Origin of the sequence: Sulfurospirillum oryzae (assembly GCF_025770725.1) — a bacterium.
Classification (GTDB): Bacteria; Campylobacterota; Campylobacteria; order Campylobacterales; family Sulfurospirillaceae; genus Sulfurospirillum; species Sulfurospirillum oryzae.
Genome location: NZ_JANZKZ010000001.1, coordinates 265,419 through 280,448 on the forward strand (window position 1 = coordinate 265,419; position 15,030 = coordinate 280,448).

Annotated in this window: 14 protein-coding genes; 11 read left to right on the forward strand and 3 right to left on the reverse strand. The window is 39.3% G+C overall.

The window, feature by feature from the left end; translation table 11 throughout:
- The first annotated feature begins 62 nt into the window (after positions 1-62).
- From N0B29_RS01170 to N0B29_RS01220, 11 genes are all read left to right on the forward strand, one after another.
- Positions 63-1,010 carry a GGDEF domain-containing protein gene (locus N0B29_RS01170; protein ID WP_263831877.1) on the forward strand — a complete coding sequence of 316 codons (948 nt, stop codon included), beginning with the start codon at positions 63-65 and terminating at the stop codon, positions 1,008-1,010.
- The gene (locus N0B29_RS01175; protein WP_263831878.1) at positions 1,010-1,543 is read left to right on the forward strand and encodes a CvpA family protein; all 534 of its coding nucleotides are present in this window, start codon (positions 1,010-1,012) and stop codon (positions 1,541-1,543) included. Before N0B29_RS01170 ends, N0B29_RS01175 begins: the two co-directional genes overlap by 1 nt.
- A gap of 11 nt (positions 1,544-1,554) precedes the next feature.
- Positions 1,555-2,022: a Fur family transcriptional regulator gene (locus N0B29_RS01180; protein ID WP_263831879.1), complete on the forward strand. Its 468-nt coding sequence runs from the start codon at positions 1,555-1,557 to the stop codon at positions 2,020-2,022.
- Between the two features lie 20 nt (positions 2,023-2,042).
- Positions 2,043-3,560: a lysine--tRNA ligase gene (lysS, locus tag N0B29_RS01185; RefSeq protein WP_263832480.1), complete on the forward strand. Its 1,518-nt coding sequence runs from the start codon at positions 2,043-2,045 to the stop codon at positions 3,558-3,560.
- 2 nt (positions 3,561-3,562) lie between these two features.
- A complete protein-coding gene (locus N0B29_RS01190; RefSeq protein WP_263831880.1) occupies positions 3,563-4,810 on the forward strand; it encodes a serine hydroxymethyltransferase in 1,248 nt (415 codons plus the stop codon).
- Positions 4,811-4,818: 8 nt separating this feature from the next.
- On the forward strand, positions 4,819-5,361 hold the full coding sequence (locus N0B29_RS01195) for a DUF1882 domain-containing protein (protein WP_041956804.1): 543 nt from the start codon (positions 4,819-4,821) through the stop codon (positions 5,359-5,361).
- A gap of 25 nt (positions 5,362-5,386) precedes the next feature.
- Positions 5,387-6,127, forward strand: a complete 741-nt coding sequence (locus N0B29_RS01200; RefSeq protein WP_263831881.1) for an SPOR domain-containing protein — start codon at positions 5,387-5,389, stop codon at positions 6,125-6,127.
- 1 nt (position 6,128) lies between these two features.
- Positions 6,129-7,541, forward strand: a complete 1,413-nt coding sequence (locus tag N0B29_RS01205; RefSeq protein WP_263831882.1) for an anthranilate synthase component I family protein — start codon at positions 6,129-6,131, stop codon at positions 7,539-7,541.
- Positions 7,542-7,549: 8 nt separating this feature from the next.
- Positions 7,550-8,341 carry a shikimate dehydrogenase gene (locus N0B29_RS01210; RefSeq protein ID WP_263831883.1) on the forward strand — a complete coding sequence of 264 codons (792 nt, stop codon included), beginning with the start codon at positions 7,550-7,552 and terminating at the stop codon, positions 8,339-8,341.
- Between the two features lie 20 nt (positions 8,342-8,361).
- Positions 8,362-10,002: a fatty acid--CoA ligase gene (locus tag N0B29_RS01215; RefSeq protein WP_263831884.1), complete on the forward strand. Its 1,641-nt coding sequence runs from the start codon at positions 8,362-8,364 to the stop codon at positions 10,000-10,002.
- 225 nt (positions 10,003-10,227) lie between these two features.
- Positions 10,228-12,426, forward strand: coding sequence for a sensor domain-containing protein (locus N0B29_RS01220; RefSeq protein ID WP_263831885.1), 2,199 nt, complete (start codon positions 10,228-10,230; stop codon positions 12,424-12,426).
- Here N0B29_RS01220 and recR read toward each other — a convergent pair.
- The 3 genes from recR to N0B29_RS01235 are packed head-to-tail and all read right to left on the reverse strand — an operon-like array spanning position 12,423 to position 14,904.
- Complete coding sequence (gene recR, locus N0B29_RS01225; RefSeq protein WP_263831886.1) at positions 12,423-12,992, reverse strand: recombination mediator RecR; 570 nt, start codon at positions 12,990-12,992, stop codon at positions 12,423-12,425. The genes N0B29_RS01220 and recR overlap by 4 nt on opposite strands.
- The gene (locus N0B29_RS01230) at positions 12,989-14,236 is read right to left on the reverse strand and encodes an ArsS family sensor histidine kinase (RefSeq protein WP_263831887.1); all 1,248 of its coding nucleotides are present in this window, start codon (positions 14,234-14,236) and stop codon (positions 12,989-12,991) included. Before N0B29_RS01230 ends, recR begins: the two co-directional genes overlap by 4 nt.
- Positions 14,233-14,904: a response regulator transcription factor gene (locus tag N0B29_RS01235; protein WP_263831888.1), complete on the reverse strand. Its 672-nt coding sequence runs from the start codon at positions 14,902-14,904 to the stop codon at positions 14,233-14,235. Before N0B29_RS01235 ends, N0B29_RS01230 begins: the two co-directional genes overlap by 4 nt.
- Between the last annotated feature and the right edge of the window lie 126 nt (positions 14,905-15,030).

The following is a 15,030-nucleotide window of genomic DNA, read 5'->3' on the forward strand; positions in this document are numbered from 1 at the left end:
CTTATTCAAGCTATACTAAAGCATAAAAAACTCTAAAACAATGGGTAAAAAGGCACCTATTCATGAACAATGGTAATCAGATTTCAGAAATGATCTTTCAATTTGCAGAAGAAACATTTGCAAAACTTAAAAGCTTAAACATTCCACCTTATCCAAAATATTATCATGATACCTTTGTCGAAACACTACAAAAAAGTGGTAATCCTGAGATAATAGAACTATCCCAAAAGCACAGTTATCTTTTTTCCAATGCTGGACAAGAAGAGATGGTGAGTGAGACGTGCTTTGGACTGATGAAAAAAGGGTTAGAAGAGTTTGTTAAAACAAACGATAACCTCAAATTTATTTCGGATGAAACATCGATAAATATCGATAATATTAAAAAAGACTATGAAAGTGTTGATACACACCAAGTGCTGCAAGCCTTTGATAATTTTCAAGGCAAAATATTGCATGAACTACAAGCGGCAGATGAGACAATTGCGAAACTCAAACTCGAAGTTGAACGCTTAGAGCGCGAATCCAATATCGACCCTTTAACCAAAGCACATAACCGAAGAGTTCTTGTTAAAGACTTAGAGGAAGTACTGAACTTTGGTCAAGACAAAGACATGGATATGCACCTTGTGATGTTTGATGCCGATGATTTTAAACAGATCAACGACTCTTTTGGACATATTGCAGGAGATAAAACACTGATTTTTCTATCTAAATTGATTCAAAACTCCCTTCGCCGTGGTACACGCATTTATCGATACGGTGGTGAAGAATTTGTGGTTATTCTCAACCGAACTTCTTTTGATGAAGCTACTAAAATTGTTGATCGCATCATCAAAGAGACGAGTGATAGTAAACTACTCTATAAAAACCATGACATCCATTTGACACTCAGTGCGGGTATTTGTTCGCATAAACAGAATATGAGTGCCGATGAGCTTTTAGACAAAGCAGATAAGGCTTTATATGAAGCCAAAAGAAGTGGTAAAAACTGTTTCAGGAGCACCTATTAATGGCAAGTTTTTCGATGTTTGATATTATTTCACTCGCATTAGTACTTATTCTAGGTATTAAGGGCATTATTAACGGTTTTGTTAAAGAGGTCTTTGGACTTTTAGGCATTATTGGTGGTATTTACTTTGCTTCTCGCTATGCACATGTTGCTGGCAAAATGATCAATGATAATTTTTTTGCTTTCAGCAACCAAGCATCGCTGTATCTTTTTGGTTTTATTGCCGTTTTGATTATTTTTTGGATTACATGTATCTTCTTAGGCTATCTTATCGCTCAGGCTTTAAGCCTTAGCGGTTTGAGCATCTTCGATAAGCTTGCTGGCTTTGTTGTTGGTAGCATGAAAATATTTTTAGTTTTCTCAGTACTTGCTGTAACATTGAGCAATATTGAATTTATCAAATCACGCATAGAGCCTTATGTGGCAAAAAGTATGATGTTTCCACTCTTTTTAGAAATGGGCAATTATATTGTAAAGCTCGATACAAACACGATGTTTGAGAGTCTACAGCCTAAAGAGAAAACCAACCCTTAAAAGAGGTCATGATGAGTACATTTGAAAATCTTGAATATAACTCTTTGCTCTCAAGCTTTAAAGAGTTATTGAAAAATAATAGTCTAAAATTTACAAAACAGCGTGAAGTGGTTTTAAAAACTCTTTATGAAAAAAATGAACACTTTACGCCTGAAGATCTCTATATTTTTCTTAAAAGTACCTACCCTGAACTCAATATTGGCATTGCTACGGTGTACCGCACACTTAACCTTCTTGAAGAGTCTAACATGGTCACTTCGATCTCGTTTGGTGTTGCAGGTAAAAAATTTGAACTTGCCAACAAACCACACCACGATCACATGATCTGCAAAAGTTGTGGACTCATCATCGAATTTCAAAATGATAAAATCGAACAACTACAACTTGAAATTGCGAAAGCAAACCATTTCATCATTACCAGCCATTTAATGCAACTACGTGGTCTTTGCAAAGAGTGTGCTCAAAAAAGCAAACATTAGGAAAAGAGGACGAGATTTTGATATTTCAAGACCAATACCAACAACAACGTATCGAAAAGGGAAAAGCGCTCCATGCGCTTGGTCGCAACCCTTATAGGCACAATATTATCAAAGATACTAGCACGAAAGAATTTCTTGAGTGTTATGAATATGTCATTGAGAGTGAACTCAAACGTGATGAACATAAAAACAACACGGTTGTAGGTCGTATCAAATTTTTGCGTCACATGGGCAAAGCTGCTTTTGCAAAAATCGAAGATGAGCAAGGATTATTACAAATTTATTTTAGTCGTGAATCTATCGGTGAAGAGTGGTTTGAAGAAGCCAAAAGACTGGTTGAAGTGGGTGATATTATTAGCGTAACAGGCTTTCCTTTCGTTACTAAAACAGGTGAACTTTCTTTACATGTAAAAGCCTTAGAGGTTGCCACAAAGTCTATTGTTCCATTGCCTGAAAAGTTCCATGGTCTTCAAGATAAAGAGCTTCGTTACCGCAAACGCTACCTCGATATGATTATGAATAGCGATGTGCGCAGAACGTTTAAAATCAGAAGTAAAATCGTGAGCGAAATTCGTCACTTCTTTGAAGAGAGAGACTTTTTAGAGGTCGAAACACCGATGATGCACCCCATTGCTGGAGGCGCAAATGCTAAACCATTTGTAACACACCACAATGCACTTGGTATTGATCGTTATCTCCGTATTGCACCTGAACTTTACCTCAAACGCCTTGTTGTCGGCGGTTTTGAAGCTGTTTTTGAAATCAACCGTAACTTTAGAAATGAAGGTATGGATCAAACCCATAACCCTGAATTTACGATGATCGAATTTTACTGGGCATACCATAATTACCATGATTTGATGCATTTAACCGAAGAGATGTTCGATGTATTGCTTAAAAAACTCAAACTTCCACGTAAACTTCCTTATGGTGAAATGGAGATTGATTTTTCAAAACCATTCCGCAAAATTGCCTTTAGAGCAGCCCTCAGTGAAATTGGTGGCGTTCCTGATGAGATTTTAGATAATCGTGCTCAAATTATCAAGTATATTACCGACAAAGGCTTGAACGTTGAAGCAAACCTTAGTCTTGGTAAACTCTATGAAGAACTGTTTGATCTTTTTGTCGAAGAGAAACTTATCAATCCTACCTTTATTATTGATTACCCTATTGAAATTAGTCCACTCGCTCGTAGAAGTGAAGAAAATCCAAACATTGCAGAGCGCTTTGAGCTCTTCATTGCGGGGCGAGAGATCGCCAATGGATTTAATGAACTCAATGATCCTCTGGATCAATACGAACGATTTGCAAAACAGTTGCAAGCTAAAAATGCAGGTGATGATGAAGCCCATGAGATGGATGAAGATTACGTCTACGCTCTAGGCTATGGCTTGCCACCAACAGCGGGACAAGGACTAGGAATTGATCGTTTGACGATGCTTTTAACCAATGAGCAATCGATCAAAGATGTTATTCTTTTCCCAGCGATGAAACCGCTGAATGACAATGATGAACAAACACAAAAAGATGAGGAATAAAAATGAGTATTTTAAAAACTGTTGACCCTGTTGTTTATGACTTAACCGTAAAAGAGTTGCACCGCCAATGTGACCATTTGGAAATGATTGCCAGTGAAAATTTTACCTACCCCGCTGTTATGGAAGCAATGGGAAGTGTCTTTACAAACAAATACGCTGAGGGTTATCCAGGTAAACGCTACTACGGTGGTTGTGAATTTGCGGACGCTGTTGAGCAACTTGCGATTGACAGAGTCTGTAAACTTTTCGGATGTACCTATGCCAATGTTCAACCAAACTCCGGTAGCCAAGCCAATCAAGGTGTTTACCAAGCCCTTCTTAATCCTTATGACAAAATTTTAGGTATGGATTTAAGCCACGGTGGTCACTTAACGCACGGTGCCAAAGTGAGTAGTTCAGGTAAAACCTATTCAAGTTTCTTCTATGGTGTTGAGCTTGATGGTCGCATTAATTATGACAAAGTAAGAGAAATTGCCAATATCGTTAAACCTAAAATGATCGTGTGTGGCGCAAGTGCATACCCAAGAGAGATTGATTTTGCAAAATTTAGAGAGATCGCAGACGAAGTGGGCGCTTACCTTTTTGCTGACATCGCACATATTGCTGGTTTAGTCGCAGGTGGTGAGCATCCAAGTCCATTCCCTCACTGTCATGTGGTTAGTTCGACAACACACAAAACGCTTCGCGGCGCACGTGGCGGTATTATCCTTACCAATGACGAAGAGATCGCTAAAAAAGTCAATAGCGCGATCTTCCCAGGAATTCAAGGTGGTCCATTAGTACACGTCATTGCAGCCAAAGCGGTTGGTTTTGCAGAAAACTTGAAACCTGAGTGGACAACGTATGCAAAACAAGTACGTGCCAATGCTAAAGTTTTGGCAGATGTTCTCATCAAACGTGGCTATGACATCGTGAGTGGTGGCACAGACAACCATCTTGTTCTTGTCTCTTTCTTGAACAAAGAATTTAGCGGTAAAGAGGCTGACCTTGCTCTTGGTCGCGCAGGTATTACGGTCAATAAAAACACCGTTCCTGGCGAAACACGAAGCCCTTTTGTCACCAGTGGTGTTCGCATTGGCTCACCCGCACTTACAGCGCGTGGTATGAAAGAGAAAGAGTTTGAAATTATTGCGAATAAAATCGCTGATGTGTTAGACAATATCAACGATGAAGCTTTACATGTAAAGATCAAAGATGAGATGAAAGCGCTAGCAAGCAACTTCATCATCTATGACAGACCAACCTACTAAGGGAAACTATGTACAATATTGATGTCTCTCTCATTAAAATGATTACCGATCACTATTGGATTAAACGTGACAACATTGTCCAAAAGATCGATTTTGGCGGGAGAGTCTTTTTTGATAAGTATGAGCGTATTGATCAGCCATTGAGCAACAGTATCATCAAAGATCATCTTGATGGCAAAATTACCGTTGCTCACTCTTTGATTAACCGTTTTGATAAGGTCGAAAATATTGTTTTTGACTATAATGGAAGAAATACCGAGCGATTTTGGCATAGGGCACAACTTTTGCTTAGAGAAGAGGGATTCATCAATTTTACTGCGTATAAAAGTAAAACGGAGGGTCATCTACATCTGTATGTTCATAAAGGTCATACTACCTTGCAAGAGGGGTATCAGATCGCTAAAATGCTCTCGGCAAAGCTTTCTCAAAAGCTTCCGCGCGAGTGGAGGATGTTCCCAACACAGGAGCTTCCAAAAGAGTTTAACATTTTGGCACTGCCTTATGACTTGTACCAAAAAGAGCGAGGCGCTTCTTGGTCGAAGCATATGTAGTATAACATCATTCTAAGGAGAACCGATGGAAAATAGAAATGAGCTCAGTGATATTGTCTTAGAAAAAGGAGACAGTAAAACCGTTAAAATGAAACGAATCCTTATTTTAGTTGCTTTTTTAATTCTTGTATTTCTTGTTGCACTCGCAAGTATGAAATTAGCAAACAAAGATCAAGGCAAAGATGCATCTAAACTGATTTTACCGCCAGAACCAACACAAGAGACACAAGTTCCTAAAGATGACCAACTCTTTAAGCAAGTACCAATTATTGAAGAGAACCCTAAAAAAGAGAGTTTTGAAGATATGATCAAAACCCTTAAAGAAAAAGAAGCTCAAAAGCAAGAAGAAGCAAAAGGCACTGATGCAAAAACAAAAGAGACAACAGTCCCAGTTACTGCTCCAGTCAAAGAAGCAACACCAACGAAAACAGTCAAAGAAGAACCTAAAAAAGAGGCTGCGAAACCTCAGCCAATGCTTCGTAGTACCGAAGTTACATCTAGTACACCGACTGCTCCTTCTAGCGGAAATGCCGATGCGGGGATTTATGTTCAAGTAGGCGCTGTTGCAACTGCACCTGATGCAAAACAACTCAACGACATCAAATCCAAAGGGTTTGAATACAAACTTTATACCACCGTTGTCAATGGCAATAAAGTGACAAAAATTCTTATTGGACCATACGCTAAATCAAGTGATGCAGAAAGTGCTCTTGTTCTTATTCGCTCTAGTGTCAACAAAAACGCATTTATTTACAGGGTGAAGTAAGGTGCTAAACTCTCGTAAAATTCTTTTCGATCAGCTCACTCCGATTACGATTTTTGCAAAGTTGCAAAGTTATTTTTCGGGTGAGCTCTGCTTTTTATTTGAAAGTGCCATCAATAACAACGATGGCAACTTTAGTTTTCTCTTTATTGGCGCACGTGAACGCATTATCCACCAACACGATAAAAGTACGCACATCGATGAAAATGGAATCTCCCACGATCTTGGAAACAACCCTTTTACCTATCTAAAAAAACGCTATGCAGAGATTGATAAAACACGCTACCAAAACCAAGCCAAAGAGCTAGGTGTTGGCTTTGTCGATGGGTTTATCGGCTACATCGGATATGATGCCGTCAAAATTTTTGAGCCACGTTTAAGATCTCACATGGATCCGCTCGAAGATGAGATAAACATCCCTGACATTGATCTTATGCGACCAAAACTGGTCTGTACTTTTTCACACAAGACCAATACGCTCGTACTCACAACGTTTGTTCCAGAGATTGCGGCACAAATGGATAAGATCGAGGGGGCACTTAAAGAGCCTCATGTTTATATTCCTATTCAAACAGCGCATGTCGATAAATCTAAAGGAAATTTTGCTTTTTCAAAAGAACATTTTTTTGAGATGGTAAACAAATCCAAAGAGATGATTCGCAGTGGTGATGTCTTTCAGATTTTGATGTCAAACCGTTTCACCCAATACACAAAAATTGATCGCCTCAGTTTTTATCGTATTTTGCGCCAGAAAAATCCATCGCCTTATATGTTTTACCTCTCTTATCCAAAGTTTGCCATCATTGGCAGCTCTCCTGAGGTCATGATAGGGCTTAAAGATGGACACATTTTACTTCGTCCAATTGCTGGAACACGCAAACGTGGCTCTACCTATGAGAAAGACCAAGCCTACGAAAAAGAGATGCTCAGTGATGAGAAAGAACGAGCAGAGCATTTAATGCTCATCGATCTTGGACGCAACGACCTTGGACGCGTCGCCAAAGTGGGAAGTGTGAAAGTGAAAGAGATGATGCGTGTGGAGCGTTACTCACACGTCATGCACATGGTGAGTGACATTGAAGCAACACTCGATGCAAAACATGACATGTTCGACCTTTTTGCGGCTACCTTTACTGCTGGAACGATGACAGGAACACCCAAAATTCGCGCGATGGAACTTATTAGCGATTTTGAAGGCATTAAACGAAGTTTCTACAGTGGTGCGGCAGGTTATTTTGGATTTGATGGCAATATGGACAGCTGTATTATGATTCGTACCGCGTACTTGGATGACGAAAAGATTATTTTCCAAGCAGGTGCTGGCATTGTTGCCGATAGCCAACCCGAGCTTGAATACTTGGAAGTAACCAATAAACTAGGAGCCATGACTAGCTCTTTAGATGATCTTAAAGAGTAGCTTTTAATATGTTACTCTTTAGTATTTTTGGCTACCCCGTTGCACACTCCATCTCTCCTCGTCTACACAATACCGTCTTACAAGCACTTAAACTTGATGGTTGTTATATTCGAAAAGCCATCACAGAGCCTGAAAAACTTCTTTCTACTTTTCATGCAATGGGGCTTTCTGGCGCTAATGTAACAGTGCCTCATAAAGAAACAGCCTTTGCTCAATGCGATGAAGTACGGGGCATTGCTAAAGAGATTGGTGCAGTGAATACCTTGGTGAAAGAAGGGTCTCGTGTCATTGGATACAACACGGATGCCGAAGGGTTTTTTGAAGCGATTAAAAGTTTTGGATACATTCGAAATGCCCTTATTTTAGGCGCAGGAGGAACAGCTAAAGCAATTGCTGTGATTTTAAAAGAACGCGACATTGAAGTCACAATTTTGAACCGTTCCGCTTCCAGACTTGCCTTTTTTGAGGCAAAAGGCTTTACATGTAAAACATGGGAAACCTTCACTCCTATGCCTTATGACCTCATCATCAATACCACGTCTGCTGGTTTAAAAGATGAAGAGTATCCGTGCGATAAAGAGCTTTTAAAAAGCATTTTTAAAGAATCAAAGTATGCTTTTGATGTTATTTATAACAAACCAACGCCATTTTTAGATCTGGCACGAAGCTGTCATCTTACCTGTAAAGATGGTAAAGAGATGCTTTTGTACCAAGGTGTACTTGCTTTCAATCTTTTTTTCTCACAACATTACGACTTTAAAACCATCGAATCTTTGATGCGTCCCGCTTTTGAACTCTAAATCTTTCTAAAGGAGAGCTCGTGCAGCTCGAAAAAACACTGGGTAACCCTTATGCGCATGATTATCAACTCCTCATTAAAAATATTCTAAACGCTCCCATCTATTTTGATCCGAACCAAGAGATCGTTTACCGTGGCGAAAAACGTTTCACCTATGCTACTTTTAAAAAACGTGTTCACAGACTTGCCAATATGCTAACCTCTTTAGGGGTTAAAGCTGGCGATACGGTCGCTGTCATGGATTATGATTCGCATCGCTATTTAGAGTGCTATTTCGCCATTCCCATGTTAGGAGCGGTGCTTCATACCATCAACATTCGCCTCTCGCCTGAACAGATTCTCTACACCATTGACCATGCAGAAGATGATGTTATCTTAGCGCATACCGATTTGTTACCTGTCCTTGAGCAGATCAAAGGAAGGCTTGATGTGGAGAGTTTTATCGTTTTATCGGATGATGAAAAAATACCTCCAACCTCTTTACATGTAAAAGGGGAATACGAAGCGCTTCTTTCACAACAGAGTGATTTTTTCGACTTCCCAGACTTTAATGAAAACACGCGTGCAACGACTTTTTACACCACAGGAACAACCGGTCTTCCTAAAGGCGTTTACTTTACCCATCGCCAACTGGTTCTTCACACATTAGGCGTACTCGCAACACTTGGCAGTGCCCCAAGGCAAGGCAATTTTCAACAAAATGACGTTTATATGCCCATCACGCCAATGTTTCATGTCCATGCGTGGGGACTCCCTTATGTTGCAACGATGCTAGGTGTCAAGCAAGTTTACCCAGGGCGATATATGCCAGACCTCTTATTAGAACTTATCGACAAAGAAAAGGTCACCTTCTCGCACTGTGTTCCAACCATCATGCACATGCTCTTTAATTCCCCCAAAATAAATGAAGTCAATCTCAAAGGATGGAAAGTTATTATCGGAGGAGCGGCACTTCCAAAAGCGATGTGTAAAGAGGCTCTTAAAAGAGGGATTGATATGTTCACAGGGTATGGCATGAGTGAGACCTGCCCAATTTTGAGCCTTGCACAGCTTACACCTGATATGCTTGAGCTAGATTGCGATGCACAAAGCGACATCCGCATTAAGACAGGTCGTCCTATGGGGCTTGTTGAAATGCAAATCGTAGACGAGCAAATGACACCTCTTCCAAGAGATGGCATCAGCACAGGTGAGATTGTTGTACGTTCTCCATGGCTAACACAAGGCTATTTCAAAGACCAAAAAAATTCTGAGATACTTTGGCATGGAGGGTATCTGCATACGGGAGATATGGCAAATGTCGATGAAAAAGGCTATATCAAGATCACCGATCGCGTCAAAGACATCATCAAAGTGGGTGGTGAATGGGTTTCATCTTTGGAGCTCGAAGATATTATTAACCAACATCCGCATGTCAAAGAAGTTGCCGTCATTGGCGTGGAAGATGATAAATGGGGTGAGAGACCACTCGCCCTTGTTGTTCTTGATGCCAATAGCACCGTCAGCGATAAAGAGATACTTCTCCATGCCAAAGAGTTCATCAAAAAAGGCATTATGGCACGTGAAGGTATGCTACTCAAAGTAAAATTTGTTGAAAGTATTGATAAAACCAGTGTTGGGAAGGTTGATAAGAAAGAGCTACGTAAAAAATATAGTCTCTAAAAGAAAGAAAGATATTTACATGTAAATATCTTTCTTGAAAATTCGCAAACCGTATAAAAGGGACTATGACTCTTTTTTTCCTATCCTTTTTGATTTTAGGAAACACCCTCTTATTTGCTATCGCCATCTTTGATCAAAAAATGTTGTTCTTTGTAAGACAACATTGCGAATTTTATGTTACACTAATACAATTATAGGTGTGACATTTCAAAGCAGAGAGCTCAAATGAATTTATTTTCAACACTATTTCATACTTTATTTTCATCAGATAGCACATATAATGCACTGTATAGATTTTTTGATGAAAGTAACTCAATCATGTTACTGATTGATCCAGAAAGTGGTGAAATCATCAATGCAAATCATGCGGCATCACACTATTATGGTTATGCACTCGATCAACTAGTAGGTATGTCTATCTCTTCGTTTAACATACTTCCACATGAGGAAGTCAAACAAGAACGCCAACGTGCCCTTACGGAAGAACGCAACTATTTTAATTTCAAACACCGCATTGCCAATGGTGAAATCAGAGATGTTGAAGTTTATTCAACTCCTATCAATCTTGATGATAGAAAAGTTCTTTTTTCCATTATTCATGATATAACAGAGCGTAAAAAAGCAGAAGCACACCTGCAAGAAGTCAATGAAAATCTTGCTAAACAAGAATTAATCTTTAAACAGATCATGGATACATCCAGCGTTGCCATCTTTTTAGTCAACTTACAAGGATTCATTACCCATGCCAATCAACGCATGGCAGAGATGTTCTTGTACCCTCTTGACGAGCTTATCGGCAAAGAGTATGTTGAACTCATCCATAGTTCTGAAAAAGAGATTGCTCGCCAAAAAATGCTTGCACTTTTAAGCAGTAAAATTCCCTCAGTAGATCTCGAACGCATCTACTGTCGTTTCGATGGAAGCAATTTTTGGGGTCGCCTTACAGGAAAACGTTTTTATGATACGAAGGGCATAGAGATAGGCCTTGTTGGTGTCATCGCCGATATTGACGAAAGTAAATATATTCAGCAATGTGAGCAGCATCATAAACAAATTCTCCAAATGATTGCACTCAAATCACCGCTTTACACCATTTTACATGTCATGATAGGAGATATTGAATCTATTCATCATCAACGCGTTGGCTGTAGCATTGTACTTTTTGATGAAACAAATCATAAACTCATCCTTGGAGCGACCTCAAATGAGCTACAACTTTTAAGCACAACGCTTATTGAAGCATCATCTAACAATGCACTTTTTTTACAAAATTTACTTCACCTTCCCAGTAAGCCAACACTCTTTAGTACACTAGCTGAAAACAGATGGTGGAGTGAAAATATCGAATGTCCTCCCTCTCATGATAACGAAAATTGTTGGGTAAATCCGATTGTCTCTGCATTTGGTAAGCCATTAGGCCTCTTAATTATTTGCTCATTAAAGCACCAAGCGTTGACGCCACGAGAGATTAAATTGGTCGAAGATGAAGTACAATTTGTTGCGCTTGCCATTGAAAAAAGTCAAAGTGATGCTAAAGTACAACTGGCTGCTAATGTTTTTACGCACGCTAAAGAGGGAATTATTATCACCGATCCGCATGGAACAATTATTGAAGCCAATGAGGCATTTATCCGTACCACAGGGTTTAACCTTGAAGAGATCATCGGACACAATCCACGCATCTTAAAATCAGGGCGACAAGAGACATCATTTTATACCCACATGTGGCAAAGTATTCTCACACAAGGAAATTGGCAAGGAGAGATTTGGAATCGCCGCAAAGACGGTAGTATCTATGCAGAAATGGTGAACATTAGTGCGATTAAAGATAGTGAAGGAGAGATTCAACATTTTGTCGCACTTTTTACAGACATCACAACCATTAAAGAGCATGAAAAAAAACTAGAACACATGGCACACCACGATGCGCTTACCTCTCTTCCAAACCGTGTATTGCTATGGGATAGGATTCATCAAGCGATTGCAGAAGCACAACGTTATAACACCTATCTTGCCTTACTTTACATTGATCTTGATGGCTTTAAAGAGATTAATGACACGTATGGTCACAGTATTGGCGATGAGCTTTTGATTACCATTTCTCAGCGTATTAGCGCATTGTTACGCAAAAATGAAACGATTGCACGCCTAGGTGGGGATGAATTTGTTGCACTGCTAACCGATTTAAAGAAACCCGAAGAGTGCATTTCAATTCTTGAGCGAATTTTAGAAGCCATGAGAGAAGTTATTGTGATTCATGGCATTGATTTGTATGTTTCAGCGAGCATTGGCGTGAGTTTTTATCCTAAAGACACTATCGATGCAGAAAAGCTTGTCTTACATGCAGACAAAGCTATGTATCGTGCCAAGCAATCAGGAAAAAATCGTTATCAGTTCTTTAACATGCAAGAAGATTTATCTTAGATTTTTGTACGTGATTCGAGTGCTTTGGACAAAGAGAGCATATCGACATTTTCAAGATGAACCCCTGTTGGAACTCCTTGCGCAATCTTCGTAAAATGTAGCGTATGATTTTTGAGCTTATCTTCAATAAATAAAATCAAAGCATCATTGGCTAAAGAAGGCGTCAATGCAAAGATCATCTCGCGAGTGCCATCTTTGACCATCTCTTCAAGCTTACTCAGCGTCTCTTCTTCCAAATTCCCTAGGACAAAATAACGCCCATCAAAGAGCTTATGCTCTTCAAGAACAAAAATATCTTTAGCACTCTCAACGATGCAGAGCTTTTGCACATCACGCCTTTCATCAAGGCAAATATCGCAAATTTCATGCTCACTCAAAGCCCCACAACGCTCGCACTTACGAATACTCTTAATCGCACTCTCAATAGCATTGGAGAGTTTCATCGCAGAAAATGTGTCATTTAAAACAAGATGATATGCAAACCTTACAGCGGACTTTCGTCCAACCGTAGGAAGTTTTTCAAACGCATCGACCAACTTGTTAAACTTCTCCAATCCTCGCATCATGCTACGCTTCCTCTTGAAAAATCAATGCTAAACTGATGGAACCCTGCTTCATAGCTGTAACTGACCTCCAAGCCATGTTGAGTAACAATATTTTGAACAATGTAAAGACCAAGACCAAGTCCACTACCACAAGCTTTTGAGCCTGAAACGAACGGTCTAAAATACTCATCAATTGCCATTTTAAGAGCTTCTCCCTCATTGGCAATAATCAATTTCTGCTCACTATTTTTCACAAAAACACGGTGATTGAGGCTATGCTTCATCGCATTGTCCATCAAGTTTTTAATCGCCAACGCCATAAGATCAAAATCAACAGTGACTTTAAAATCAAAATCGCCTTCAACCTTCACTTGCTCTTCTCGTTTTTTATCATCAAGCATCAACAGATCAATGGCTTGATCGATGACATGCAAAAGCGAATATTCTTTCATATTGAGTTCATAGCGTTGTGATGTCAGCTGCTCTATTTTGGAAAACTCGGCAATTAACAGATCAAGCCTTCCAAAAACACCGACTAAACGTTTTTTAGCCGTATCATCTTCTAACATTTCCGCCACAATCCGCCCTTTACCAATAGGCGTTTTAAGCTCGTGCATAATCGTACGTAGAAACAACTGCCTTGAATGAATCAGGTCGCGTATCTTTTTAACCGCACGATCAAATTCATTGGCAACTTCACCAATTTCGTCATTGTGCTCACTCGCACACTCTATACTTAAATCACCACTGGCAAATTTGCGTATTTGTGCGCTAAGTGACTTGAGAGGTGCAATACTTTTATAAATAGAAACATACATGTAAAGCAAAATCAAAAGGGCTATCACAAAAACAACCCACAAACTCTCATTAAAGTTTTTGTAGTCCTGACTCTCTAAAAGAACGCTTGACTCGAAGTTATCGATAAAAAGATAATAACGATCATTGTAAATGATGGAGGAAAAACGACTGATAGGAGAGAGCTTTTGAAAAATAATAACACCACGCTCCAAAACCGAATCACGCAGATATTTACTCGAAACCTTTTTGAGCCCAAAGTTGTTAAAATACTCTTCGATATCTCCTGGTTGAACGTTATTGCGGTACATGACAAGAAGATAATTCACCGATTGAAGCTGACGTTGCTTCATGTTTTCAAGATTTTTATCGCTTTGATGCTCCAAAAGCAGTGCAAAAAACATCGCCAGTAAAAAAAGCGAAAGAAAAAAAACCGCGCTAATTTTGTTAAGAATTGAGTTTTTAATCATCCGACAAGCTTATATCCGATCCCTCGAACAGAGTGGATGTATTCGGGATTTTTAGAATCATCATTGATCTTAGCACGTAACCTTCCAACAATGACATCTAAACTTTTAGAGCCTTTATCTTTGAGCGATTTGCAGTTATAGACCAATTGCTCTCTGGAAATTGAAAAGCCATTTTGACGAATCATATACGAAAGTATCTCATACTCAGCAGGTGTCAGACTTAACACTTCACCCTTAAAAGAGATCTCATGGCGCTTCTCATCGACAGCAAAAACACTCACACCATGTTGCTCTTCGGGTGCCGAACTTTTTTTATAACGGCGAATCAAGCTCTGAATACGTGCGTACATCTCTTTAGGATCATACGGCTTTGGCAAATAGTCATCTGCTCCAATTTGAAGCCCAATGACTTTATCGCTAATATCGCTGCGCGCCGAAGAGATGATAATTGGAATGTCATATTTTGCGACAACCTCTTTGCACACTTCAAGCCCATCCATACCGGGCAATGTAAGGTCTAAAATCAAAAGATCATACTTTTTAACACCCGCACTAAGCCCCAAATAAGGGTCTTCATAATTGGTAATTTTGATATTGTATTTGGCGAGGTATTCACTTAATATTTCGGCAAACTCGGCATCATCTTCTATCATTAAGACATTAATCATTCCATGACCTTTGCTGCTTTTAGTTATTGCAAAATTTAGTTTTACAAGAACTCTATTATACTAAATTTGAGAGGGTTTTAAAAAAAGAAGACCTCCGAAGAGGTCTTAAGGGGTAAATTTTGAACT

Coding starts and splice junctions, on each gene's coding strand:
- N0B29_RS01200 (WP_263831881.1), top strand. CDS start 5,387: ATGGAAAATAGAAATGAGCTCAGTGATATTGTCTTAGAAAAAGGAGAC.
- N0B29_RS01195 (WP_041956804.1), top strand. CDS start 4,819: ATGTACAATATTGATGTCTCTCTCATTAAAATGATTACCGATCACTAT.
- N0B29_RS01235 (WP_263831888.1), bottom strand. CDS start 14,904: ATGATTAATGTCTTAATGATAGAAGATGATGCCGAGTTTGCCGAAATA.
- recR (WP_263831886.1), bottom strand. CDS start 12,992: ATGATGCGAGGATTGGAGAAGTTTAACAAGTTGGTCGATGCGTTTGAA.
- N0B29_RS01220 (WP_263831885.1), top strand. CDS start 10,228: ATGAATTTATTTTCAACACTATTTCATACTTTATTTTCATCAGATAGC.
- N0B29_RS01230 (WP_263831887.1), bottom strand. CDS start 14,236: ATGATTAAAAACTCAATTCTTAACAAAATTAGCGCGGTTTTTTTTCTT.
- N0B29_RS01175 (WP_263831878.1), top strand. CDS start 1,010: ATGGCAAGTTTTTCGATGTTTGATATTATTTCACTCGCATTAGTACTT.
- N0B29_RS01180 (WP_263831879.1), top strand. CDS start 1,555: ATGAGTACATTTGAAAATCTTGAATATAACTCTTTGCTCTCAAGCTTT.
- N0B29_RS01210 (WP_263831883.1), top strand. CDS start 7,550: ATGTTACTCTTTAGTATTTTTGGCTACCCCGTTGCACACTCCATCTCT.
- N0B29_RS01190 (WP_263831880.1), top strand. CDS start 3,563: ATGAGTATTTTAAAAACTGTTGACCCTGTTGTTTATGACTTAACCGTA.
- N0B29_RS01170 (WP_263831877.1), top strand. CDS start 63: ATGAACAATGGTAATCAGATTTCAGAAATGATCTTTCAATTTGCAGAA.